Genomic DNA, 20,252 nt, shown 5'->3' on the forward strand with positions numbered 1-20,252 from the left:
AAGGCGCCATCCCGAGGCTCCCGAGCCCGGTGACGAGGTCCTCTACGTCGACTTCAGCCGGGAGCGGCTGGAGGAGCTCTATCAACAGGCGTCGTAAGCCATCAGCTCACCACACGACTTCTCCAGCCCAGCCGCCACTACTGCGGAAGGGCTAGAGGAAATCAACTCGCAGTACCTCGCTGTGGAGCTGGTGATGGTGAATCACATCCACCGGCGCACGGCTCTTGTGATTCCCGTTGAGCTGTTTATGCAGCTTGAGCAGTTGCAGCTACTGGAAGGTCAGGTCTTGAGCCTGGTCAGAGAACATGAACTGTTTGCTTGATCCATCTGGGGTCAGCCGTCTGGGCAGCCATAGCCCCCACGCAGATTGACTGCGGAACACGATGCAGCTCTTGTACACCAGATAGGGGTGAACAAAACTAAGCCCGAAACGTTGGGCCTGCATTGCCTGGTTAGGAGAGCCAGCCACGCCCAGTGGCCAGGCGAGAGCCTTCCTGTACCGCCTCGATGCAGCGGTGGGCGCGGCGATTGGCATCGTCCTGCCCCTGGGCCCGCAGTACATATGCCTCCATCGCCTCCGGCGTTTCGATCAGAGCCAGCAGCAAGCAGGCGGCTCACCAGGCCGTGCTCCCACAGCTGCTCCCCAGTGGAGCTGGGTGCAAACAGCTCCTGGCGCAGCACCTCCAACAACTGCGGCTTAGGGGCATCAAGCTGACCGGGCCACAGCCGGCGGCTGTTGAGCAGCCCTTCTGCTCTCCCCGCTGGGATCACGGCTGGACGATCCGGCGCGTGCTCCACGCTCCAGCTCAGGCCCGTGCCCGGCACTCCCACCGTGGTGCGCGCACCACCACTCCGGGCGACGGGGATGTTGAACGAGGCACCTAGCCCGCCCACTGAGATCGAGCTAAGCCCACCCTTGCTGTAGCCGCAGGCCCGCGAAGCGGTAGTTGAAGCGCAGCGGGCCCATGCGGGTGGAGCGGCGGAAACGGAAGCCCATGGTTCAGCGGCTTTTTACGCAGTAGTTGCCAGATGAGTAGAACCCCGGCGGGCAGCTGCTCCCCGCTTTCTCGATGGCGCCGCGGGTGTTGCCGCTGGCGCTCGGCACGCAGTAGCCCCCAGAGCTGTAGTAGCCGAGCGGGCAACCGCCCACTTTCGGGAGGGGCTGCGCCGGCTGCTGAGCCAGGGCCGATGCGCTGGCCACGGGGAGTGCAAGCGGCAGCCAGCGCCAGGGCGTTTGCATCGACACTCCTGCGTGCAACTCAGGCTGCCCTGCCAGTGCGCTGGGCCGCAACTTCATGCATCCAATGCATTGACCTGGCGGGCATGCATTGGCACGAGCGGCTCAGTTGGACCGTCCTACTGACGCTCGGCGTAGCTGGCTGCCCATACGGCTGCTGCCATGCCCTCGGGCAAGATCCGCTGGAAAGGCGCACTAGCCAGGATCTCGCGCACCGCTTCCCCCAAAAGTTCAGTGGAGCGGCTCTGGGGCAGGCGATGGCTGAGCTGCTGATGCATCCGCAGCAGATACCAGGCTGAGCCCTCCAACCCGGCATTGAATTTCACCCACATCTCCTGATCGCGGCGGGCATCGAGAACCATGTCGCGGGCGTTGTGTGCCTTATCGGCGGCGGTCACCAACAGCGATGCATCCGGTTTGTGCGCCAAGGCGCCGAGGTAGCGGGTCTTGCGGAGCAGCCACGGCTCCTTCTCGCCTGCTGGTGCCTCCTCGCTGGTATCAGTGCAGTCACGCACGATGTCGGCCACCGCCCCGCCAAAGCGTTCGGCGATTGAGATGTGGCTTTGGCCGGCGTCTTCGATCGCGTCGTGCAGCAGGCCGGCAATCGCCTGATCCTCCGTGCCGCCGTCTTCCCACACCAGGCCACTGACGGCGATCAGGTGGGAGATGTAGGGCACGGCTTTGCCCTTGCGCCGCTGGTCGCGATGCAGTTCATCCGCCCAGGCCAGAGCGTCGCCGTAGCGGGGGGTGATCGGCATGGGTTCCCAGCTGGGGATTCAACGTAATCAGCGCTGGTCAAACACGCGTTCGAGTCGTTCGCGCTGCACCTCGATGTTGATCCGTTCCACCTGCGCCAGGGCCTGAGCCCGTATCTGCGGATCCAACACCGGGCCTGCGGGAGGGGGGCTGACGGCCGGTGCCTGAGGGGCGGTGGACTGAGGTCGGGGCTTGGCGCCACCACGAGATAGGACTGCAGCAAGCACCAGCAAGGCGAGTAGCGGCAGCACCAGCGGCCAGAGCGCCACGCCCAGCGCCACACCGATCCCCAGCAGCAGCAGGCGGGCCACAGCCAACAGGGCAGATCAAGACAGCTCGTTCAGCATGCCCCAGTGGCCAGCAATCTGTCACTACGTTGACAGCTGCACTGCAACCGTATACGTTTGCCGTATGGCTGACCTGCCCGCTGCTGCTGCTGTCGCTCTTCGGGCTTTCGGGCTGGAGGAGCTGCTGGCACTTGCCAGCGAGCGCCTCGGTGAGGAGGTCACACCGCGCACTGTGCGTCTCTATGCCACCGAGGGGCTGATTGATCGCCCGGGCAAGGACGGCCGCCGCGCGGTTTACGGGCAGCGTCAGCTGCTGCAGCTGCTGCTGGTGCGCTCCCTCGCCCGGCGCGGCCTGAGCCTCACGGCCATTGCGCCGCTGCTGGCCGCTGGCAACAGCGAACTGGAGCGCCAGCTCACCCAGCTGGAAGAGCCGCCGGCCACCAATGCCGCCCTCGACTATCTCCAGGAGCTGCAAAGCGCGCCCCCCCTCCAGAGCTCTCCGGATCTGGATCTGCTGGAGATGCTTGGCGCTCCGATCTGCCAGTCGGCACCGTTCGAGGCGCCCAGCCGGCGCCTGACGCCGCGCGGTGGTGGCCGCACTACCAGCCGCTGGCATCGCCTCGCCCTGGCACCCGGTGTGGAGCTGCACCTCAGTGACAGCGCCTCGCTGCCGCCACCTGGCAGCCGCCGTGAGGCCTGGCTGCAGCGCCTGCTCGATCGCCTCCGCGACCACCTCGACGACCTCTCCTGAATCTCTACCCCCCTGAATCGTTACCCCGTAATTCCTATGCAACCCACGATCACCATCCGCCCGCTGCGGCCCGCTGTTGCGGGCGATGCGTCCACGACCCTCGATCTGTTGATCAGCATCGAGCCACCACAGCGGCCCCCAGATCTGCAGACGCCCCAGCGGCCGCCGCTAAATCTGGCGCTCGTGATCGATCGCTCCGGCTCCATGGCCGGCGAGAAGCTCAGCTATGCCCGCAAGGCCGCACGCAGCCTCGCCGCTGAACTCACCGCCCGCGACCGACTCGCCATCGTCACCTTCGATGACGAGGTGCAGATCGTCGTTCCCTCCAGACCGGTTGATTCGGCTTTGCCATTCCTGCAGGCGATCAACACGATCGAGGCCGGCAGCACTACAGCGCTCTTCGATGGCTGGCTGGCAGGTGCCTTGCAGGTGGCGGAACACCTCGATGCTGCGGCCCTCAATCGGGTGCTGCTGCTCTCCGATGGCCAGGCCAATGAGGGCCTAACGGACGCCGCCGCCATCGCCGAGAAGGTGGCTGGCCTGAATCAGCGCGGCATCAGCACCAGCGCCTTTGGCCTGGGGGCTGGTTTCGATGAAGACCTCATGGGCGCCATCGCCGCAGCCGGTGACGGCACCTTGGCCCAGATCGAAAGCCCCGCCCAGCTGGCCGACCTCTACGCCAGCGAGCTGCAGGGTCTGGCGACCACGAGTGGACGCCGGGTGAGCATCGGCATCCGCCTCCAGCACGGCGCCGAGTTGGTTGACGTGATCAACGACCTCACCGTCACCAGCGCCGGCAATCTGCAGCTGCCCAACCTGCGCCAGGGCCAGACCCTGCAGGTGGGTCTGCGCCTGCAGCTGCCCGCCTGGACGCCCAACCAGCCGATCACCGGCATCCGCCTGGCGTGGGATGCCCCCGGCGTGAGCGGCCGCCAGGAGCTGCGCCAGCAGCTGATCCTGCCGGTGCTGAGCGTTGCTGAACTCGGCGAGCTGGAGGTGGATCTGGAGGTGGCTGAACAGCTGGCCCTGCTGCAGGCCAGCCGCGACCGCCGCAGCGTCATCGATGCCCTCGATCGTGGTGATCAAGGTGCCGCCTTAGCCAGCCTGCAGTCAATCGATATCGAGCTGGCCGCCATGCCCCAGAGCAGCAGCATCAGCCACGAGCGCCAGCGCCTTGCCGAACAACGCCAGTTGCTCGCCAGCGACCGCAACCTCAGCCGCAAACGCTTACGCCAAGACGTGCTGCGCAGCAGCCTGAACGTCTGGGACGGCGGCACCAACACCCAGCAGGACTGAACCGATGCAAGCACTCACCAACCGTCAACTGCAACTCGCGCGCATTCCCGATCCCGATGGCGACCTGCGCAAGTGGGAGATGTTCGCTCACACGATCAATGGTTACGAGGTGGCAGGGAGCTTTGAACACTGCGCGGCTCTCTATAACGACAACAGCGCCACCACCCTCACAGAGCTGCGCTGCGCCCTGTTCTTTGCTTCTCGCAAGGACCGCTACAACTATTGCTCCGAGGGTGAAACTCCCGTGGCGAGGGAATTTCTGCGCCGCATCCGCGAGAAGGTGGCCGCAGGGGAGCTGGAGTGAACCGATGCCAGAAGATCACGAGCGGATCTCGATGGAGGAGCAGCGCCGCATTCACACACGAGCGCTGAGCAAGTCAGGCCCTCCTGCAGCGGGTGAAACCTTGACGCAAGAGGAGTTCCGGCTGGAATGTGAGGCCAACATCTCCCGTGACCGTGCCACCGCCGAGCGCCATGGCCTCAACCTTGTCTACGAATTTCCCTTCGACTGACAACGACTGGGGTTAGATAAAAAAGCCGTTATTCGCAACAGCTTAGAGACAGGCAAGCAACTGCTCAATAGGGTGAATCCAGCTGCTTCCAAGACGAGTGAAAATGCAGAGTTGGGCGCTGAGCAGCTGGAATTTTCTCAAGCGGACGCCAACCCTGGTATTTGCTATGGCAGTGCTTGGACTCGGGCTCACCAGCGCCAGTGGCGTACTGGTGAGGGGCATCCGCACTGCCAACGACACCATCACAGTTACTGGAGCAAGCACCGAGCGAATTACATCCGACTACGTCGACTGGTCGGTGGAGGTCTCCCAGAGCGGGGGCAGCCAGCAAGCTTCTTACCAAGGGCTCCAGCCTGCAGTGGAACAAACCGTGGCCTTCCTCAAGGCCCAGGGCATCGAGGCCGATGAGATGGAGCTCGACTCGGTCAAATCGCAAAAAGAGGAAGTGCGCGATCCCCGCACCGGGGAGCTGCGCTCCACCACCTGGACCACCACCCAAGCGGTGCTGATCGGCAGCTGGAACGTCGCCAAGATCTACAAGATCTCTGGTCAGATTGGGCAGTTGATCGGCAAGGGCGTGCCTCTGACGATCAACGAGCCGGCTTACACCTACACCAAGCTTGCGGAGAAGCGGGTCGACATGCTCGCCAAGGCCACTAAGGACGCCCGGGCACGGGCGCGGGCCATAGCCTGGCAGGCCGGCGCTGGCATCGGTGCGATCACCAACGCCGACACCGGTTCGTTCCAGATTACCTCCCCCAACTCAACGGAGACCAGTGACAGCGGCTCCTACGACACCCGCACAATTGAGAAGGACATCACTGCTGTGATGGCAGTGACCTTCAGGGTTGAATGAACCTGGTAAAACTCACTCGCTATCTATGCATTGGTCAGGCTCACTCTCGAGGCCGAATGGGCGCCCGCAGGAGCTACAAATCCCCTTTTCAGTCCTGCCACGCCGGGTTTCTTCTTCATAGCCAGCCGCAATAATGCCAGCCGGTAGTGCAAAGATAGCAATCCCTAGTAGCTGAATTATACCGCCCAGGAATTTGCCAAACGGTGTAACTGGAGCCATGTCACCGTAGCCAACAGTCGTAAGCGCTGAAATCCCCCACCACATCGCCGCAGGAATACTCGTAAATACCTCTGGCTGGCTATCAGACTCAACGTAGTAAATAGCACTCGAAGCAAGCACGAGGATGACCACAACAGCTGCGAGTGCCACGCCAAGATCACCGCGCCGTGCACCGATCACACGCTTCATGCGACCGATGGAATCCGAATAGCGGCCCAACTTCAGCACCCGTGCGAATCTCAGTAGCCGGAGGACTCGGAGTATCCGCAGATCTAAAGCAGAGGCAGGTACTACGAGCGTGATGTAGAACGGCAAAATGGCTAAAAAATCGACCACGCCAAAGAAGCTACTCACGTAGCGCAGCCGGCCAACAAGCGGCTGCCGGTAACGTGGATCAGCCGTACAAGACCAAATCCTCGCTGCGTATTCGACGCTAAATACCGCTACCGAAAATGCCTCAAATGCCCAAAAAGCCGTGCTGAAACGCAGCTGCAGGCTGTTGACAGTCTCCAGTATCACCGCAAGCACATTTAGAAGGATCAGCGCGAGCAGGAAAACGTCGACCCAATCCCAATCGGCCACCCCGCTTTGCGGGTCCTCGCTGACATCCAGGAGCTCCCAAACTCGCTGGCGGAGCTCTGAGCCAGTCATTTCCCTAATGCGCTTGAAACAAGCTGAACCATAAGGAGAGAAGAATGTGCCTGCAGCGGCGCCGCTGCAGGGTGCTGATACCTATCGTTTGCGGGGGCCTTTGTGGCCACTTCCATTCCCCCTTGTCCTGCGGCAGCTTCATTGACTCCACCTGTTTCCCTGCCGTCCCTCGCCACCGCGCAGGTCGCCACGCCAGCAGCCACCTATCCCAGCAAAGCTGAGCTGCTTGCCTGCCTGCCATCTGAGCTAACCCAGATCAACCCGGTTAAAGCCTGGGGAAGTCTGGCCATGTCCCTAGGCCTATCTGTTTTGGCCTATGGCGTGGGAACCCTGATCCCCTTGCAGCTCAGCGCTGCGCCCCTCTGGCTGCTGTACGCCCTGGTCACAGGAACAGTGGCGGGAGGTTGCTGGGTAATTGCCCATGAGTGCGGTCACCGTGCCTTCCATCCCAACCCACGCGTCGAAGCTGTGGTGGGATTTGTGCTGCACAGCTTGCTGCTTGTGCCCTACTTCAGCTGGCAGCGCAGCCATGCGGTGCACCACGCCAACTGCAACCACCTCGAGGCTGGTGAAACCCATGTGCCCCCCCGCTCCGATTCCAGCGCTGGACGCTTCGTGGCCGGAGCAAAACGCCAGCTTGGCCAGGGCTTCTACGGCGTGGCCTCCCTGTTTACCCACTTGGTGCTGGGCTGGCCCCTGTATCTGATGTTTGGTGTTGCCGGCGGCGAGGAGTACGGCAGCCCCACCTCCCATTTCACTACGGCTGCACCCTTCCGCAACGGTGGGCGCCAGCTATTTCCCGACTCCTGCCGTCGCCTGATGGTGATCTCCAACCTCGGCCTGCTGGCGATGGTGGCGGCCCTGGTATGGGCCTCTATCCACTTCTCTCTGACGAGGGTGCTGCTGGTGTACGGGCTGCCCTATCTGGTTATCAACGCTTGGTTGGTTGGGTACACCTGGCTGCAGCACACCGATACCGATATTCCCCACTTCTCAACAAGCGACTGGAATTGGGCAAAAGGTGCTCTACAGACGGTTGATCGTCCCTATGGCCCCCTGCTGAACCTGCTGCATCACGGCATCGGCTCAACCCATGTGTGCCATCACATCAACCCGAAAATTCCTCACTACAACGCTTGGCGGGCCAGCGCCTTGCTCAAGCAGCGTTTTCCCGAGCTAGTTCGCTACGACCCAACTCCTATTCATCGCGCCTTGTGGCGGGTTGCAACTCGCTGCACCGTAGTCAGCCAAACCGGAGTCAATGGTGGTTTCTACTACCATTCCATGCCAGCTAACTAGCTAGCTATTCCATGGAAAAAGCCCGGAGCATAAGCTTCGGGCTTTTATTTTGGAAGCTGAAATTCTGGAGAATTAGCCAGAGGTTACCAGGAGCCGGATTATCAAGAGGCAAAGACAATCAAGATTTAGAAGCCAAGTCGCTGGGGCGACTCAATACGTAGGTGGTCATCCCCGTAAGCACGACAACTAATGCGATTACGACGGCAATAGCAGTGGTGTAATCAGTGCCCATCGCGATCAGCCCAGGCCCAGTTGTGCTGCGATGCTTTGGCCCGTAAGCAGCTCGGTGCCAAGGCCAATCACGAAACCCATCATGGCTAGGCGGCCATTCCAGGTTTCGGCGAAGGCAACAAATCCAAAGCGGGGAGTGGATTCAGTCATTTGTGTTGAGGATTGTTTCAACAACTATAACTGACTGTAAAGACGCCGGCCGGCCCAGATGTTGAAAGCAAGAGAAGAGCTGCTGGCCCTGTTGCGTCATGGCGCCAGGGGAGAAGCCCAACGCCAGGGGCCGCGGGTACGGGAGCTGATCCTCGAGCTCGAGCGCACCTCACCGGTAGATCTCGCCGCCCCAGGTGCCCTCGAACTGCTGGAGGGGGTTTGGGAATTGCGCTGGAGCAGCAGCAGCCAGCCCTATCTCCAGGCTGTGCCATGGCTGGAAAACCTGCAGATACTGGCTCCATCGCGGGGGCGAGCCCTGAATCTGTTGAGGCCGCCAGGGCAGCTGGCCAGCCTGGGTGGCATAGCTGTCGAGGCCAGCATCCAGCTCGAATCAAGCCCGGGCGATAACAGCCCAACTCCCCAGCAGCGCGTGCAGGTGCGCTTCCAGCGGGGTGGCTGGCGCGGTCCCCGGCTTGGCAACTCACGCTTGCAGCTGCAACGTGCGGTGCAGCAAAGCTTTTCAGCCTGGCTCGACATCACCGTGCTCAGCCAAGAGCTGAGGCTGTGCCGTGGCAACGCCGGCACAATTTTTGCCCTGCTGCGCCGCCCCGATCTTGCCGTTGCAGACTTTTTTGAAGATCAATAATAACGGTGCAAGACACCCCAAACCTGAGCAGCTCTCTGGTGCTGGCTGCAGATAATCCCTCAGCGCTAGCAAGGTTTTACGCCGATTTGCTCGCGGTAGAGCCCCTGCAGGGGTTTGGTGCCAGCCATTGGCGGGTGCCCTGGCCCGCCGGTGGCTTCCTGGAGATCTATGCCCCATCCCAAAGCCGGCCCCAAGCCAAACAACCAGGCCGGCTAGCAACGTGCCTGCAGCGCAGCGTGCCTGCCGGCAACGACCACGAAGCTGCCATGGAGCTGCTGCAGGTCTGGCTGGCGAGCGCCATTGGGCTGGGCGCCTCGCTACTGGACGGTCCGCGCCAGGAGGCCTTCGGAGTGGAGGCCTGGCTGCTGGATCCGGAGGCAAACAGGCTGCTGCTGCTGGTGCAGAACCAGGTCAATTAGGGCGGGCGTAGGGACCAAAAGCAACGGCGCACTCAGCGCCGCAGCGGGCGCCCAGGCCTATTGCTGCGGCTGCGCTCCAACCAGCCGCCAGTCCCGCCAGCACCCCGGCTGCAAAGCTGTCGCCGCAGCCATAACTGTCGACCGGCGGTGCCACCAGAGCCTGGGCAGCGAAGCGCCCGCCGGGTTCGCTCCAGCCACCAGCAGCCCCTTCGGTGGCGATTCGCAGTCGCGGGGGGCGCGATAGAGCGCCAGCAGGCACCTGCTCACCAGGATCAAGGGCGCTGCCGATCAAGGCATCGCAGCTCACCCCGCTGGCCTCCAAGAGCGGCAAGCCAACCCGTGGCGTGGCGCCGAGCAGCCGGGCCCGGCGGCAGTGCTGCAGGGCTGCCGCGTCGGCCGCGGTCACAAAGACGCCATCGCAGCCAGCCAGATCAGCCCAGGGGAGTGGATCCCTAGCCAACGGGGCCAGTCGCTCGCCGATCACGGTGATGCTGCGGTCACCGGCCCGATCCACAAAGCTCACGCCCCGGCGGGTTGGGGCATCCCGCCAGGCCACCTCCAGATCAAGCCCCAGCTCAGTGAGCCGCTCCGCTGAGCGCTCGCCGGTGGCGTCCCGGCCCAGGGAGGTGAAAAACCGCACCCGCTTGCCACTGAGACGGGCCAGCTGCACCGCCACCACCGCCCCACCACCGGCGGGTTCCTCCAGAAAGGCAGTGGCCCGGTCGATCGAGCCAGCGACTGGCAGCTGCTCCACGGCCACAAAGCTCACCCACTCCACATGACCCACCACCGCCAGGTTGAGCGCAGCGAGGGCGGAATCCGGGGCCATGGCAACAGGGCAACCCCACCAGCATGGGCCGGCGTAGCCTTGCGCCCATATTTCTGTATCTGCCATGCATGCCGTGCCGCTGCACCTCGAAGCCGGCAGTGATGTGCGCCGCAGCCTGGAGCAGCTGGCCCTTGAGCACAACGCCGGCGGATTTGTGCTGAGTGTGGTGGGCAACCTCTCCCAAGCCGCCTTTGCCTGCCCCGGCAAAAGCGCACCCACAGTTTTGGCTGGTGAGCTCGAGATCATCACCCTGCAGGGCACGATCAGCCCGGATGGGGTGCACCTGCACTTGAGCTTCTCCGATGCCAGCTGCCAGGTGTGGGGCGGCCACCTCGAGCACGGCACCCTGGTGCTGCGCGGCGCCGACCTGCTGGTGGGCCTACTCAGCTCCGGCACGAGCGCAGCGCAGAGTGCAGCGCCTATTGCATCAGCCAGAAGCGAACCGCGGGTTGAAATCGCCGGCCGGCCGGATTGCCCCTTTTCGCGCCGGGCCCTGCGCATGCTGCGGACCCTGGACATTGCCTTCGTGGAAATCGAACCCAACGAGACGGGACCGGTGCCCCAGCTCTACATCGATGGCGTTCCAATTGGTGGCTACAACGAACTGGCCGAACTGCACAGCCGCGGCGAATTAGACGTGCTGCGCAGCCTGTGAGTCCTGAGTTAGGGGTTGCCAAGCTGCAGCTAGGCACCAGTAAGGGTTGTGGCCTGGCCATCGGCGCCTATCCCCACTTCAGCTACGACGCCAGCGGCGGCGGCGGAACCGGCGAGCTCGGCCCAGGCCCAGCTGACGGCCCGCGAACCGTGAGCTTCGAGCCCTCAACCCTGTTGATTCCGCCGCTCAACTGGCGCACCACTCGGGTGCTGGGGCTGCCCCTGCCCCCGGGACTGGAGATCGCCATCGCTCCTGAGCAGCTGGCGGGCAGCATCGATTCAGCAACTGGTGCTGTGCAACTGCACTTCCGGGCCCGCTTTCGTTTCCGCATTGCTGGGCTCTACCGCGCCCCCGACCTGCTGATCGACACCCTGCTGAGCACGGGCGCAGCGCAGGGGCAACGCCACCGGGCCATGGGCCAGCCCCTAAGCGCCGATGGCACGGCCCTGCTGGTGGGGGTGGCGAGTGTGCCGCCGTGCGGCGACCCCTGGCTGGACCGCCTGCTGGGCCTGCCTGATGAAGCCCTTGCCATGCTGCGCTGCAGCTTCAAGTGCGAGCCATGAGCGAATCTCTACCCCAACGTCTGGATCGCTGGATCGCCCGAGCCGGTTTCAATCTGCTGATTCCGCCGCTGATCTTGCTGATCCCCTGGCTGCAGGAGCTGGTGGACCAGCTTGTTTTCGGTGGCAACTGGAACCTGCCGATGACGCCCGGGGGTTCATTTATCGGGGTGCTGACAGCTCCCTTCAGCCATAGCGGTTTTGGCCATCTCCTGGCCAATTCGCTCACCTTTCTGCCCCTCTCCTGGCTGGTATTGCTGCGCGGCCGCCGCGACTATCTGGCCGTTTGGTTGGGGGTTTATGCCACGGCTATTCCCGTATGGCTGCTCTGGCCCAACGGCAGTCACGGACTCTCCGGGGTCGTGTATGGGCTGCTGGGCTACCTGCTGCTGATCGGCTGGCTGGAGAAGCGGCCCCTCTCCTTGCTCCTGTCGGTGCTGGCCCTGGTCACCTATGCGGGGGTGCTGCCCAGCCTGCTGCCGATTTTTTCACCGCCAGGGGTGAGCTGGATCGGCCACCTCAGCGGTTTTGGCGGCGGCCTGCTGGCGGCCTTGGCCGTGGCTCGTGAGTCGCCATAGGTGACCAGGGCTAGCGATTTAGCTGACGCATCTGCCAGGTAACCCAGGTGCCCACCGGACTCCAGAGCAAGTAAGGCAGCAGCAAAGCAGCCGCCAGCGTGCTCTCGCTAGCCACAGCCAGGGTGAGGGCAATGCCCCACACCAAGCCAGCAAAGCCAATGACCGTGCCCCTACCCAGGCTGCGGCTACGGCAGATCACAAGCGTGTAGCTCTGCACCAATACCAGCTGCACCAGGAAAGCCGCCATCCACAGGCCGCTCCAGCTGGCCTGCCAGGTGAGCCAAGCCGAGATGTAGAAGCAGGCGTAGATCAGCAACCAAATCACGGGAATCAAGCCCTCAAACACCAGCCAGCGGGGGCGGCGCAGCCGGATAAACCAGGCAAAATCCTGCCGGCTTGGATTAAGGCTCCACGCCACCACCACAATCACCAACAGAATCACCAGGGCGGCGAGCACTGCAAAAAGAATCAGCGGCACCCCAGCCTGCAGGTTCAACGCCCCTGATGCAGCAAACCAGGCCACGCAAAACATGACCCCAACCAGCAATCCAGATCAAGCCAGCCAAGAACCCAGCCAGAAAGTCAACCAAGAAGAAATCCTTGCCGCCTCCAGTGGCTGGGTGGCTGTAGTGCTCAACCTGGTGCCTGGTTTAGGTACGGGATACATCTATCAACGCCGCTGGCGGGCTTACTGGATCAGCTCAGGCCTGGCAACGGCCTGGTTTGTGGCGGGAGGCGTATTGGGCCAAAACGTAGACGGGGTGTTGATGCCCGATTTGGTGCAGCAAAATCAACTGATCGGGCTAGGCGGCCTGCTGCTGCTGGCTGTTGTGACTGCAACAGAGGCTGGCCTCGCCGCCCGCCGCGCTCAGCCCAGCTCCAGGCAGGCCAACCCGTAGACATCGCCCAGGGGAACCGCCGGCAGGCTGCCCCGATACATTCTCAGCGTCTCGGCGACCACCGCAAAGCCCAACTGCAGCAGCAGGGTCCCTGCCTCCGGATTGGCGGCAGGGGCATCGATTAACACCACGCCGGCATGGCGGGCCATCAGGGCGTTGAGAAGCTGGGCCGCCAGGGCAGGCGTGTCGGCCAGCAGCGGCCCGATCCGCCAACCCTCGCCTCGATGCAGCAGGCAGGGCCGGATCCGGCCAAAGCCGTGGCAGGAGCCATCCGGGCCGATCAGGGCCAGCACCGTGCCGGCGGGATGGTGCAGCCAATCGGCAAGGAAGTGGGGCCGGGGACTGAGCTCCCGCTGGGCGTCATAGGCCTGCACGGCCCTGTCGGGGATGGCACTCCCCTCAAGCAGGCTCAGGCCCTCTGGAGTGGCGGCTGGCGGGATGTTGCCGTCACTGATCCGCTGCCAGCGCTGGGTTGGCGACGCCGGCGCAAACCCCCAGCTGGCGTAGTCACCGATGCGATCGGGGGCGGCCTCAATGCCGATGCAAGTAAGGCCCTCCAGATGCTGCAGGGCACGCTGCCAAAGCTGACGGCCAAATCCCTGACCCCGGTGCTCTGGTTGCACCAGAAACATGCCGATGAAGCCGTATTCGGCGTTGTAACGGACCCCTGCGATACAGCCGATCGGACGACCGTTGAGGCAACCAACCCAAAGCCCCTGGCGGTCGGTATGGCGGTAGATGGCTACGTCTCCCTGGCCCGGCGCGAAGTGTTCAGCGCGGGCCCAGGCGATGACGTCGGCGAGATCGCCCTTCTCCAGGGCCCGAATCCGCAAAAGGGATGGGGCCACCCCGCTCAGTTAGAGCCGTAGGCGATGTGGCAGCTGGCATTGAGCACCTGGGCCTGGTCAGCCGTGGTCGGTGCCATGCCATTGATCAGCCCCTGCTTGCAATCGCTGGTTGCTGTCATCAGGGGCATACCGGCAACGCCGTAGGCAAACTGAACTCGATTAGGTGGCAGGGCCTTTACCGAGCCGTAGTCGAGCTGCAGGCTGGTTTGGGGCACCACGATCACGGTTGACTGCTGATACGCAGCTGCGTCGACAGCACTAGTGATTGCAGCAGCCGTGGCCAAGCTGCCCACTCCCCAGGCCACCGAACTGGCTCCCCACCAGGGCCAGGCCGCTGGATAGGGCCGGTACCAGCCGGTGCTCCAGGTGCGCGACGACCAGTAACCGCCTTGGCGGCCCCAGGCCGGATTCCAGGCAGAGGCCCCTGGCGCGCGGGTGAGACCAGCGCCAGGAGCACCCCAACCCACACCAGGGCGAGCTCCCGCTCCGGGTGCACCTACTCCGGGCGCCCCTACTCCGGGTGCTCCCACACCAGCGCCCGGTCTTACTCCGGCGCCAGGAGCACCCCAGCCAGCTCCTGGACGCACCCCCGCACCGGAGCCCGCACCGCCAAAGCCACCGCCGCCCATGGGGCGGGCCAGAGCGCTGAAGCTGCCCGCAGCTGCTACGACGAGCCCTAAGCCAATCGCCGTGATCAGTTCTGCCCGCTTGCCCATGGTGTTGCTACTGCATTCCCTAGAGATGGTCTAACCGCGAACGAAGCCCACAGCACGGCAGCTAGTTGTATTCCCCGGGCAGGTCCTGCTTGGTAACCGTTACCCGACCTACTTTTTTGCCTGAAAGCCGCAGCAGCTCGTCGCCAGAAAATTCAAAGCCCAAGCCAGCCCCGATCTTGGCCACGTCATCAGCAGTAGCCGCGGCTTGCACGGCCTGCCGGAGCGACTGGTCATCCTGAACCTTGCCCAGGAAGGCCTTCAGCTGATCGAGGGACATGGGATCTCGTCGACAGTGCGATCCAGGATGGAGACCACATCTTCGTCGACCTGGGCCAGCCGCTCGAGCACTAGCTGCAGATCAAGGGCGGTGAGCTCGCCATCGGGCTGCCATTTGAGGCAGGTGCGTCCCAGGCAGCAAGTAGTCAAAACTTGGGTGGTGTGGACCATGGCCCACCTCCGTTCTGTGTTCAATTCATCATCATCTGGATTGCTGCCCTTGTATGCCCCCATCTGGGGGTGATTTCCGCTGAAACATGCCAAAGCCTGGTCAAAATGGCGCAAAAGCCATCTCCTGCGCCATGACCCTTGAAACTGGGCCCCGTAGCTCGCAGCGAGACCGTCAGCTTGACCTACTCAGGGTGGTTTGCTGCGTGGCCTGGGCCGATGGCGATGTTTCCGCAGACGAAAAGCGGCTGCTCGAAAAACTCGTGGCCAAGTACTTCCCCTGTGGAGATGGCTCAGGGGCAAACCAGGAAGCTGCGCGTCAGCTGGCTGCCTGGACAGTCGACTCCTCCGTGCTGGCGGAAGTAGTTCCAAGGCTTACTAGCGAGGAAGACCGGGCTCTAGCCCTGAAGCTCAGCTACATGATGGCCAAAGTGGGCCAACGTCCTCAGGACAGTTCGCCGATCAACCCGGCAGAAAAAGCCCTGTACCGGCAGCTGGTGGAAGCCCTTGGCCTGAGCGAATCTGAAGTGACTGAAGCCGAATGGGCCGCTGAACAGGAGCTGTCCAGCGGCAAAGGGGTATGGGCTGCCCTAGGGGCAGCCTTTGCCGGTCTCGGTGCCTGGCCCAGCCAAGAAATGCTGGAAACCCCGGGCATGCAGTGGCTATGAAGCCAGCTGCTCAGGCCCGATCGGGATTCAGCCCAGACCGAGCTGGCCCAGGATGCCCTGGCCAGTAAGCAGCTCGGTGCCCAAACCGATCACGAAACCGAGCATGGCCAGACGGCCATTCCAGGTTTCAGCGAAGGCAACGAAGCCAAAGCGGGAAGTGGAGTCAGCCATGAAAGGAATCCTTAAGGAAACGTGAATTCACTGTAACGCCTCATGAAGCTGGCGTTTGTATCCCCTATTGCAAAAGCGCAGCATCCAAGCTCGCCAGCAGAGCCAAGCCATAGCGATCGAGCTTGGCTTGGCCCACACCGCCGATCCCGGCCAGTTCCTCCAAGGAGCGGGGCCGGCGGGTCACCACCTCCACCAGGGTGCGGTCGTGAAACACCACGTAGGGCGGCACTCCCTGCTGCCGCGCTTGCTCGCGGCGCCAATCCTTCAGCGCCTGCAACACGGGCGCCTCATCAGGGTTCAACTCTGCCGCAGCAGGAGCCGGGCTCACCCCAGGCTGGCGGCGGCGCTCTCGCTTCGCTGGCGGCAGTCGCAGCAGCAGTTGAGCCTCACCCCGCAGCAACGGCTTGAGCCGCCCGTCCTCGCCGAATCCCAAAGCCCCAAAGCGCTCGGAGTCGGCCTGCAGCAACCCCTGGGCCACCAGCTGGCGAAACAGGCTGCGCCACTGGCCGCGATCAAGCTCCTTGCCAATGCCATACACACCCAGCTGCTGGTGGCCGAGCTCGCGAATTCGGGCCGTATCTGCCCCCAGCAGCACATCCACCAAATGGGAGGCACCAAAGCGGCTGCCGGTGCGGTATACAGCCGATAGGGCCTTGCGCACCGACTCGGTGGCATCGACGGCCGTATCTGGCTCAAGGCAGAGATCGCAATTGCCACAGGGCTCGGGCAGGGCCTCGCCAAAGTGGCTGAGCAACACCTGACGGCGGCAGCCGCTCGCCTCGGTGAAGCCAATCAGGGCATCGAGCTTGCCGTGCTCAACCCGTTTTTGCTGCTGCTCCGCGTCGGAGTCGTCGATGAAGCGGCGCAGCTGGGGCACATCGCCGCCGCCATGCACCATCCAGGCCAGGGCCGGCAGGCCATCCCGGCCGGCGCGGCCGGTTTCCTGGTAGTAGGCCTCCAGGCTTTTGGGCAAGTCCACGTGGGCCACAAAGCGCACATCCGGCTTGTCGATGCCCATGCCAAAAGCGATCGTGGCAACCACCACCACGCCGCTTTCGCGGCGGAAGCGCTCCAGAGCGGCGCTGCGCACCGCCCCATCCAATCCGGCGTGATAGGCAACCGCGTCATATCCCGCTGCCTGCAGGTCGCGGCAGAAGCCATCCACCCGGTTGCGGGAGCGGGCATACACAATTCCTGAGGCGCCGCGGTGATCGGCGAGCAGCTCAAGCAATTGGCGGCGGACGTCGTCCTTGTCGCGCAGCAAATAGCGGATGTTGGGGCGATCAAAGCTGGCCAGAAACACTCGCCCCTGCTCCAACTGCAACCGGGCGCGGATCTCGTCTCGGGTGCGGGGATCGGCCGTAGCGGTGAGTGCCAGCCGCGGCACGGCGGGAAATCGCTGGGCCAGCACCGAAAGCTGCAGGTATTCCGGGCGGAAGTCATGCCCCCACTGGGAAACGCAGTGGGCCTCATCAACGGCAAACAGGGCCAGGGGTAGGGAAGCAAGCCGCTCGAGGGTGTCCCCCGCTAGCAAGCGCTCGGGAGACAAATAGACCAAATCCAGTTGGCCCGCCCGCAGCAGGCGCCAGGTGTTGGCGGTTTCCTCAGCGCTACAGCCCGAGTGCAGCGCCGCAGCCCGCACCCCCGCCTGACGCAGCCCCTCAACCTGGTCTTGCATCAGGGCGATCAGGGGCGAAATCACCACCGCCGTTCCCGCTCGGCAGAGGGCCGGGATCTGGTAGCAAAGCGATTTGCCCCCACCGGTGGGCATCAGCACCAGGGCCGAGCCACCAGCCACCACATGCTCAACAATCTCCTGCTGGGGCCCGCGAAATGCGCCGTAGCCAAAAACCTCGCGCAGCACCTGCCCGGGAGAGGCAGGGCTCGCCGCAACGGGCTCTGGCATGGGGATTTCCCTGCTCAGACCTTGGCGAACTTCATCGCCGCCGGAGAACCCCAGTCACCAGTCACCTGATAGCCGCGGGGATTGGCGCAGAGGTGGCGCAGGATCCAGAAAAGGCTCTCTGGGCTGTCCGTACCCAAGGCCAGCTGCAACTCCTGCAAACTGCGCTCCTGGCCATCGCTGAGGAGGGCTTCGAGCCGCTCCTGCAGAGCCAGGATCAGGGCTGCTGCCTTTTTGCCGGCCTCCACCCCCGGCTGGTCGTAGGCGTTGACGTTTACCAGTTCGGCGTAGAGGCCGACGGCGCGCTCGAACAGGGCGATCAGGGCACCGAGAGCTGTGGCATCAAAGCGGCGCAGGGTGATCGAGAGGCTCTGGCGGCCACCTTCCATCAGGGCCGAACGGGTGCCCTGCAGGAAGCCATCGAGGAAGTCGCCAGGGATCTCATCACCGATGGGCGGGATATCGCTGGGCTCTTCCAGTGCCTCGATGAAGGTCACAAAGAAGTTGTCGATGCCATCGCGCAGCTGCTGCACGTAGGCGTGCTGGTCGGTCGAGCCCTTGTTGCCGTAAACGGCAATGCCCTGGTGCACCACCTCGCCGCCGCGGTCGTGCTTCTTACCGAGACTCTCCATCACCAACTGCTGGAGATAGCGGCTGAACACCTCCAGCCGATCGCGATAGGGGAGCACAACCATGTCGCGCTTGCCCTGGCCATGGCCAGCCACAAACCACGCTGCAGCCATCAAGGCAGCCGGGTTTTGGAGCAGATCTGACACCCGGGTCAGGGCGTCCATTCGGGCGGCGCCGGCCAGAAAGCCGCGCAGATCGGCACCCACCAAGGCCGCCGGCAGCAGGCCAACGGCACTGGTGATGCTGGTGCGGCCGCCCACCCAATCAAACATGTCAAAGCGGCGCAACCACTGACCGGCCACGGCCACCTGATCGAGCTTGCTATCGAGCATGGTGACCGCCACAGCTTGGGCGGCCCACTGCCCGCCCCGGGCCTCCAGCCGGGCCTGGGCTTGCTCCATGCCGATATGGGGCTCAGGGGTGCCGCCCGACTTGCTCACCACCACCACCAAGGTGGTGGCTAGGCGGCCGTCTAGGGCCGCCAAGGTGCGACTCATCCCGGCGGGGTCAACGTTGTCGAAGAAGTGGAAGGGGAGACCCTGACCCTCTTCCTGCAGGGCGCGCACCATCAGCAGCGGGCCGAGGCCGGAACCGCCAATACCGATCCAAAGCACGTCGGTGAACGGCTGACCGTTTGGAGCAGAGAGGCTGCCGTCGAGAACTTCGCGGCCAAAGGTCTCAATCCGCTCCACCTCGGCGTTGATGTGCGCGGTGGTGGCGGCGTCTGGTGCCAGCTCTGGGGTGCGCAGCCAGTAGTGGCCAACCTGGCGCTGTTCATCCTGGTTGGCAATCGCACCACCCTCTAGGGCCGCCATCGCCGCAAAGGCCAGGTCGAATCGGGGAGCCAAGGCATCGAGATCGGCCTGGCCGATCGCCATGCGACTCACATCGAGCCAAATACCAAGATCGCTTTCATACCAAAGCAAGTCGCAAAAGCGCTGCCATTGGATCTCGGCATTGGAGCCATCAAAGTTGGCAAGCATGGGCTTGCGGCTCAAGCCGCTCTCGTCGCCAGAACTTAGATCTGACCACGCCCCAGCACCAGCACTAGTACCAGCTCCAGCCCAAGGGACGGACGGAAGACCGTTCCGTCGTCAGGGGTCTAACCCAGAAAAATTCCGTAATATCAATCCATAATTAACGAGTGCTTGTGCCTAACCCCACCAGCTACCCGCGCTGGCTTGCCCTAGGCAAGCGGCTGGTAGGGGTCCGGCGTTTCAGCGGCCTTGCAGCAGCCCTGCTGGCTGTTGCAAGCAGCCCGCTCCTTAACGGTCCAAAAACGCCCCTGCTGCTGCTTGATCCCGGTCTCAGCGGCAGCATCAGCTCCGCTGCTGGCTCGGGGCAACTTGCAGATCCGCTGCAATTTTCACCAGACGAACTGAAGGAGCTGCAGCGCCGCTTTGGTGTCCACGGACCCCAGCCCCGCCTGGCCCAGTTATTCACCAGTGGTATCGACCAACTAGAGCCGTTGCGCAGCCACACCCTGGGGCGCTTGGTCGAGCTTCGTCCCCTGATCCTGGCCGAATCCCGACGCCAGAGGATCAATCCCGTATTGGTGACGGCAGTGTTGTTTGACGAAATGCGGCACGCCAAACCGGGCGAAGATCTGCCCCTGGCGGCCCATTCCGGCTTATTCAGCACCCATGGCCCCGCCCAGCTAAGCCTGGGCGAAATGGTGCACCAGGGCCTGCTGCCGCCCAATGCCTCCGAAGCCGAAATCACCGAGGCCCGCAACCAGCTGCTCGATCCCGAACGCAACGTGGTGCTGCTGGTGGGCAAATTCGCCCGCATCAGCCGCGCCCTCGAGCTGCCCCAACGGCCCCTACAGGCCAGCGGCAACCCCCGTGACGCCAAGGCCCTAGCCACCCTGGCCTACCTCCACAACGGCAAGCTCGACTACCCCCGCCGCATCCTGCGCACCATGCAGGATCCCGAACTCCATGCCCTGCTGTACGCCACCCGCAAGCAGGCCCCAGCACCACTTATTTGATCAGGTTCAGTGATTTGATCAACAGTTCATTGATTAAATCAAGAATTCACT

30 protein-coding genes are annotated in these 20,252 nt (G+C 63.5%); 15 read left to right on the forward strand and 15 right to left on the reverse strand.

Annotated elements, in window-relative coordinates:
- Window positions 1-193: 193 nt before the first annotated feature.
- The gene (locus KBY75_RS09200; protein ID WP_255023692.1) at window positions 194-322 is read left to right on the forward strand and encodes a hypothetical protein; all 129 of its coding nucleotides are present in this window, start codon (window positions 194-196) and stop codon (window positions 320-322) included.
- Window positions 323-452: 130 nt separating this feature from the next.
- Here KBY75_RS09200 and KBY75_RS09205 read toward each other — a convergent pair whose 3' ends face one another.
- The 4 genes from KBY75_RS09205 to KBY75_RS09220 form a co-directional block, all read right to left on the reverse strand.
- The gene (locus tag KBY75_RS09205) at window positions 453-605 is read right to left on the reverse strand and encodes a hypothetical protein (RefSeq protein WP_255023755.1); all 153 of its coding nucleotides are present in this window, start codon (window positions 603-605) and stop codon (window positions 453-455) included.
- A 395-nt stretch (window positions 606-1,000) separates the two neighbouring features.
- On the reverse strand, window positions 1,001-1,240 hold the full coding sequence (locus KBY75_RS09210) for a hypothetical protein (RefSeq protein WP_255023693.1): 240 nt from the start codon (window positions 1,238-1,240) through the stop codon (window positions 1,001-1,003).
- Window positions 1,241-1,356: 116 nt separating this feature from the next.
- Window positions 1,357-1,995, reverse strand: a complete 639-nt coding sequence (locus KBY75_RS09215) for an HD domain-containing protein (RefSeq protein ID WP_255023694.1) — start codon at window positions 1,993-1,995, stop codon at window positions 1,357-1,359.
- 27 nt (window positions 1,996-2,022) lie between these two features.
- On the reverse strand, window positions 2,023-2,310 hold the full coding sequence (locus KBY75_RS09220) for a hypothetical protein (protein WP_255023695.1): 288 nt from the start codon (window positions 2,308-2,310) through the stop codon (window positions 2,023-2,025).
- 94 nt (window positions 2,311-2,404) lie between these two features.
- Between KBY75_RS09220 and KBY75_RS09225 the strand changes: the two genes are divergently transcribed.
- From KBY75_RS09225 to KBY75_RS09245, 5 genes are all read left to right on the forward strand, one after another.
- A complete protein-coding gene (locus KBY75_RS09225) occupies window positions 2,405-3,031 on the forward strand; it encodes a MerR family transcriptional regulator (protein WP_255023696.1) in 627 nt (208 codons plus the stop codon).
- A gap of 36 nt (window positions 3,032-3,067) precedes the next feature.
- Entirely contained in the window at window positions 3,068-4,327 is a 1,260-nt protein-coding gene (locus KBY75_RS09230; RefSeq protein ID WP_255023697.1) for a VWA domain-containing protein, read from the forward strand.
- A 4-nt stretch (window positions 4,328-4,331) separates the two neighbouring features.
- Window positions 4,332-4,631, forward strand: coding sequence for a hypothetical protein (locus KBY75_RS09235; protein ID WP_255023698.1), 300 nt, complete (start codon window positions 4,332-4,334; stop codon window positions 4,629-4,631).
- Window positions 4,632-4,635: 4 nt separating this feature from the next.
- Window positions 4,636-4,839, forward strand: a complete 204-nt coding sequence (locus KBY75_RS09240; RefSeq protein ID WP_255023699.1) for a hypothetical protein — start codon at window positions 4,636-4,638, stop codon at window positions 4,837-4,839.
- A 103-nt stretch (window positions 4,840-4,942) separates the two neighbouring features.
- Complete coding sequence (locus KBY75_RS09245; RefSeq protein ID WP_255023700.1) at window positions 4,943-5,695, forward strand: SIMPL domain-containing protein; 753 nt, start codon at window positions 4,943-4,945, stop codon at window positions 5,693-5,695.
- Window positions 5,696-5,707: 12 nt separating this feature from the next.
- On the opposite strand, the gene KBY75_RS09250 is transcribed toward KBY75_RS09245, so the two are convergent.
- Window positions 5,708-6,565 carry an ion transporter gene (locus KBY75_RS09250; protein WP_255023701.1) on the reverse strand — a complete coding sequence of 286 codons (858 nt, stop codon included), beginning with the start codon at window positions 6,563-6,565 and terminating at the stop codon, window positions 5,708-5,710.
- Window positions 6,566-6,706: 141 nt separating this feature from the next.
- On the opposite strand from KBY75_RS09250, the gene KBY75_RS09255 reads away from it, so the two are divergent.
- Entirely contained in the window at window positions 6,707-7,864 is a 1,158-nt protein-coding gene (locus KBY75_RS09255; RefSeq protein WP_254936269.1) for a fatty acid desaturase, read from the forward strand.
- 237 nt (window positions 7,865-8,101) lie between these two features.
- Here KBY75_RS09255 and KBY75_RS09260 read toward each other — a convergent pair whose 3' ends face one another.
- On the reverse strand, window positions 8,102-8,245 hold the full coding sequence (locus KBY75_RS09260; protein ID WP_106501671.1) for a high light inducible protein: 144 nt from the start codon (window positions 8,243-8,245) through the stop codon (window positions 8,102-8,104).
- Between the two features lie 58 nt (window positions 8,246-8,303).
- Between KBY75_RS09260 and KBY75_RS09265 the strand changes: the two genes are divergently transcribed.
- Both KBY75_RS09265 and KBY75_RS09270 read left to right on the forward strand, forming a co-directional pair.
- Window positions 8,304-8,891, forward strand: coding sequence for a PAP/fibrillin family protein (locus tag KBY75_RS09265; RefSeq protein ID WP_255023702.1), 588 nt, complete (start codon window positions 8,304-8,306; stop codon window positions 8,889-8,891).
- A gap of 5 nt (window positions 8,892-8,896) precedes the next feature.
- Window positions 8,897-9,310, forward strand: coding sequence for a VOC family protein (locus tag KBY75_RS09270; RefSeq protein ID WP_254936271.1), 414 nt, complete (start codon window positions 8,897-8,899; stop codon window positions 9,308-9,310).
- Here KBY75_RS09270 and KBY75_RS09275 read toward each other — a convergent pair.
- Complete coding sequence (locus KBY75_RS09275) at window positions 9,303-10,139, reverse strand: PfkB family carbohydrate kinase (protein ID WP_255023703.1); 837 nt, start codon at window positions 10,137-10,139, stop codon at window positions 9,303-9,305. The two genes, KBY75_RS09270 and KBY75_RS09275, sit on opposite strands and share 8 nt — an antisense overlap.
- A gap of 64 nt (window positions 10,140-10,203) precedes the next feature.
- Between KBY75_RS09275 and KBY75_RS09280 the strand changes: the two genes are divergently transcribed.
- From KBY75_RS09280 to KBY75_RS09290, 3 genes are read left to right on the forward strand one after another with little or no spacing between them, the layout of a single operon-like run.
- Entirely contained in the window at window positions 10,204-10,794 is a 591-nt protein-coding gene (locus tag KBY75_RS09280) for a PCC domain-containing protein (protein ID WP_255023704.1), read from the forward strand.
- A complete protein-coding gene (locus KBY75_RS09285; RefSeq protein ID WP_254936274.1) occupies window positions 10,791-11,357 on the forward strand; it encodes a hypothetical protein in 567 nt (188 codons plus the stop codon). The genes KBY75_RS09280 and KBY75_RS09285 overlap by 4 nt, the downstream gene beginning before the upstream one ends.
- Complete coding sequence (locus tag KBY75_RS09290; RefSeq protein WP_255023705.1) at window positions 11,354-11,932, forward strand: rhomboid family intramembrane serine protease; 579 nt, start codon at window positions 11,354-11,356, stop codon at window positions 11,930-11,932. Before KBY75_RS09285 ends, KBY75_RS09290 begins: the two co-directional genes overlap by 4 nt.
- 10 nt (window positions 11,933-11,942) lie before the next feature.
- Here the strand turns inward: KBY75_RS09290 and KBY75_RS09295 are convergent, their stop codons facing one another.
- Window positions 11,943-12,455 carry a tryptophan-rich sensory protein gene (locus KBY75_RS09295; RefSeq protein ID WP_255023706.1) on the reverse strand — a complete coding sequence of 171 codons (513 nt, stop codon included), beginning with the start codon at window positions 12,453-12,455 and terminating at the stop codon, window positions 11,943-11,945.
- Between the two features lie 7 nt (window positions 12,456-12,462).
- Between KBY75_RS09295 and KBY75_RS09300 the strand changes: the two genes are divergently transcribed.
- Window positions 12,463-12,831, forward strand: a complete 369-nt coding sequence (locus KBY75_RS09300) for a hypothetical protein (RefSeq protein ID WP_254936277.1) — start codon at window positions 12,463-12,465, stop codon at window positions 12,829-12,831.
- Here KBY75_RS09300 and KBY75_RS09305 read toward each other — a convergent pair.
- The 4 genes from KBY75_RS09305 to KBY75_RS09320 all read right to left on the reverse strand — a co-directional run bounded on the left by KBY75_RS09305 (window position 12,801) and on the right by KBY75_RS09320 (window position 14,842).
- Window positions 12,801-13,679, reverse strand: a complete 879-nt coding sequence (locus KBY75_RS09305; protein WP_255023707.1) for a GNAT family N-acetyltransferase — start codon at window positions 13,677-13,679, stop codon at window positions 12,801-12,803. The two genes, KBY75_RS09300 and KBY75_RS09305, sit on opposite strands and share 31 nt — an antisense overlap.
- A gap of 5 nt (window positions 13,680-13,684) precedes the next feature.
- A complete protein-coding gene (locus KBY75_RS09310; protein ID WP_255023708.1) occupies window positions 13,685-14,395 on the reverse strand; it encodes a hypothetical protein in 711 nt (236 codons plus the stop codon).
- Between the two features lie 61 nt (window positions 14,396-14,456).
- Window positions 14,457-14,672, reverse strand: a complete 216-nt coding sequence (locus tag KBY75_RS09315; RefSeq protein WP_106501664.1) for a Nif11-like leader peptide family natural product precursor — start codon at window positions 14,670-14,672, stop codon at window positions 14,457-14,459.
- Window positions 14,654-14,842: a hypothetical protein gene (locus KBY75_RS09320; RefSeq protein ID WP_254936280.1), complete on the reverse strand. Its 189-nt coding sequence runs from the start codon at window positions 14,840-14,842 to the stop codon at window positions 14,654-14,656. The genes KBY75_RS09315 and KBY75_RS09320 overlap by 19 nt, the downstream gene beginning before the upstream one ends.
- Before the next feature lie 131 nt (window positions 14,843-14,973).
- Between KBY75_RS09320 and KBY75_RS09325 the strand changes: the two genes are divergently transcribed.
- Window positions 14,974-15,507: a TerB family tellurite resistance protein gene (locus KBY75_RS09325; protein WP_255023709.1), complete on the forward strand. Its 534-nt coding sequence runs from the start codon at window positions 14,974-14,976 to the stop codon at window positions 15,505-15,507.
- A gap of 27 nt (window positions 15,508-15,534) precedes the next feature.
- On the opposite strand, the gene KBY75_RS09330 is transcribed toward KBY75_RS09325, so the two are convergent.
- The 3 genes from KBY75_RS09330 to KBY75_RS09340 form a co-directional block, all read right to left on the reverse strand.
- Window positions 15,535-15,678, reverse strand: coding sequence for a chlorophyll a/b-binding protein (locus KBY75_RS09330; protein WP_255023710.1), 144 nt, complete (start codon window positions 15,676-15,678; stop codon window positions 15,535-15,537).
- Between the two features lie 64 nt (window positions 15,679-15,742).
- Window positions 15,743-17,584: a DNA helicase RecQ gene (gene recQ, locus KBY75_RS09335; RefSeq protein WP_255023711.1), complete on the reverse strand. Its 1,842-nt coding sequence runs from the start codon at window positions 17,582-17,584 to the stop codon at window positions 15,743-15,745.
- Between the two features lie 14 nt (window positions 17,585-17,598).
- A complete protein-coding gene (locus KBY75_RS09340; protein ID WP_255023712.1) occupies window positions 17,599-19,194 on the reverse strand; it encodes a glucose-6-phosphate isomerase in 1,596 nt (531 codons plus the stop codon).
- A 308-nt stretch (window positions 19,195-19,502) separates the two neighbouring features.
- On the opposite strand from KBY75_RS09340, the gene KBY75_RS09345 reads away from it, so the two are divergent.
- Window positions 19,503-20,201: a helicase DnaB gene (locus tag KBY75_RS09345; RefSeq protein WP_255023751.1), complete on the forward strand. Its 699-nt coding sequence runs from the start codon at window positions 19,503-19,505 to the stop codon at window positions 20,199-20,201.
- Window positions 20,202-20,252: the final 51 nt, after the last annotated feature.

Origin of the sequence: Cyanobium sp. T1G-Tous (assembly GCF_024345455.1) — a bacterium.
Classification (GTDB): Bacteria; Cyanobacteriota; Cyanobacteriia; order PCC-6307; family Cyanobiaceae; genus Cyanobium_A.

What these genes read in the sequence shown, in the direction of transcription:
- KBY75_RS09200 (WP_255023692.1), top strand. Translation starts at nt 194, where the DNA reads ATGGTGAATCACATCCACCGGCGCACGGCTCTTGTGATTCCCGTTGAG.
- KBY75_RS09210 (WP_255023693.1), bottom strand. Translation starts at nt 1,240, where the DNA reads ATGCAAACGCCCTGGCGCTGGCTGCCGCTTGCACTCCCCGTGGCCAGC.
- KBY75_RS09215 (WP_255023694.1), bottom strand. Translation starts at nt 1,995, where the DNA reads ATGCCGATCACCCCCCGCTACGGCGACGCTCTGGCCTGGGCGGATGAA.
- KBY75_RS09225 (WP_255023696.1), top strand. Translation starts at nt 2,405, where the DNA reads ATGGCTGACCTGCCCGCTGCTGCTGCTGTCGCTCTTCGGGCTTTCGGG.
- KBY75_RS09230 (WP_255023697.1), top strand. Translation starts at nt 3,068, where the DNA reads ATGCAACCCACGATCACCATCCGCCCGCTGCGGCCCGCTGTTGCGGGC.
- KBY75_RS09235 (WP_255023698.1), top strand. Translation starts at nt 4,332, where the DNA reads ATGCAAGCACTCACCAACCGTCAACTGCAACTCGCGCGCATTCCCGAT.
- KBY75_RS09240 (WP_255023699.1), top strand. Translation starts at nt 4,636, where the DNA reads ATGCCAGAAGATCACGAGCGGATCTCGATGGAGGAGCAGCGCCGCATT.
- KBY75_RS09245 (WP_255023700.1), top strand. Translation starts at nt 4,943, where the DNA reads ATGCAGAGTTGGGCGCTGAGCAGCTGGAATTTTCTCAAGCGGACGCCA.
- KBY75_RS09250 (WP_255023701.1), bottom strand. Translation starts at nt 6,565, where the DNA reads ATGACTGGCTCAGAGCTCCGCCAGCGAGTTTGGGAGCTCCTGGATGTC.
- KBY75_RS09260 (WP_106501671.1), bottom strand. Translation starts at nt 8,245, where the DNA reads ATGACTGAATCCACTCCCCGCTTTGGATTTGTTGCCTTCGCCGAAACC.
- KBY75_RS09265 (WP_255023702.1), top strand. Translation starts at nt 8,304, where the DNA reads ATGTTGAAAGCAAGAGAAGAGCTGCTGGCCCTGTTGCGTCATGGCGCC.
- KBY75_RS09275 (WP_255023703.1), bottom strand. Translation starts at nt 10,139, where the DNA reads ATGGCCCCGGATTCCGCCCTCGCTGCGCTCAACCTGGCGGTGGTGGGT.
- KBY75_RS09280 (WP_255023704.1), top strand. Translation starts at nt 10,204, where the DNA reads ATGCATGCCGTGCCGCTGCACCTCGAAGCCGGCAGTGATGTGCGCCGC.
- KBY75_RS09290 (WP_255023705.1), top strand. Translation starts at nt 11,354, where the DNA reads ATGAGCGAATCTCTACCCCAACGTCTGGATCGCTGGATCGCCCGAGCC.
- KBY75_RS09300 (WP_254936277.1), top strand. Translation starts at nt 12,463, where the DNA reads ATGACCCCAACCAGCAATCCAGATCAAGCCAGCCAAGAACCCAGCCAG.
- KBY75_RS09310 (WP_255023708.1), bottom strand. Translation starts at nt 14,395, where the DNA reads ATGGGCAAGCGGGCAGAACTGATCACGGCGATTGGCTTAGGGCTCGTC.
- KBY75_RS09315 (WP_106501664.1), bottom strand. Translation starts at nt 14,672, where the DNA reads ATGTCCCTCGATCAGCTGAAGGCCTTCCTGGGCAAGGTTCAGGATGAC.
- KBY75_RS09320 (WP_254936280.1), bottom strand. Translation starts at nt 14,842, where the DNA reads ATGGTCCACACCACCCAAGTTTTGACTACTTGCTGCCTGGGACGCACC.
- KBY75_RS09325 (WP_255023709.1), top strand. Translation starts at nt 14,974, where the DNA reads ATGACCCTTGAAACTGGGCCCCGTAGCTCGCAGCGAGACCGTCAGCTT.
- KBY75_RS09330 (WP_255023710.1), bottom strand. Translation starts at nt 15,678, where the DNA reads ATGGCTGACTCCACTTCCCGCTTTGGCTTCGTTGCCTTCGCTGAAACC.
- recQ (WP_255023711.1), bottom strand. Translation starts at nt 17,584, where the DNA reads ATGCCAGAGCCCGTTGCGGCGAGCCCTGCCTCTCCCGGGCAGGTGCTG.
- KBY75_RS09340 (WP_255023712.1), bottom strand. Translation starts at nt 19,194, where the DNA reads ATGCTTGCCAACTTTGATGGCTCCAATGCCGAGATCCAATGGCAGCGC.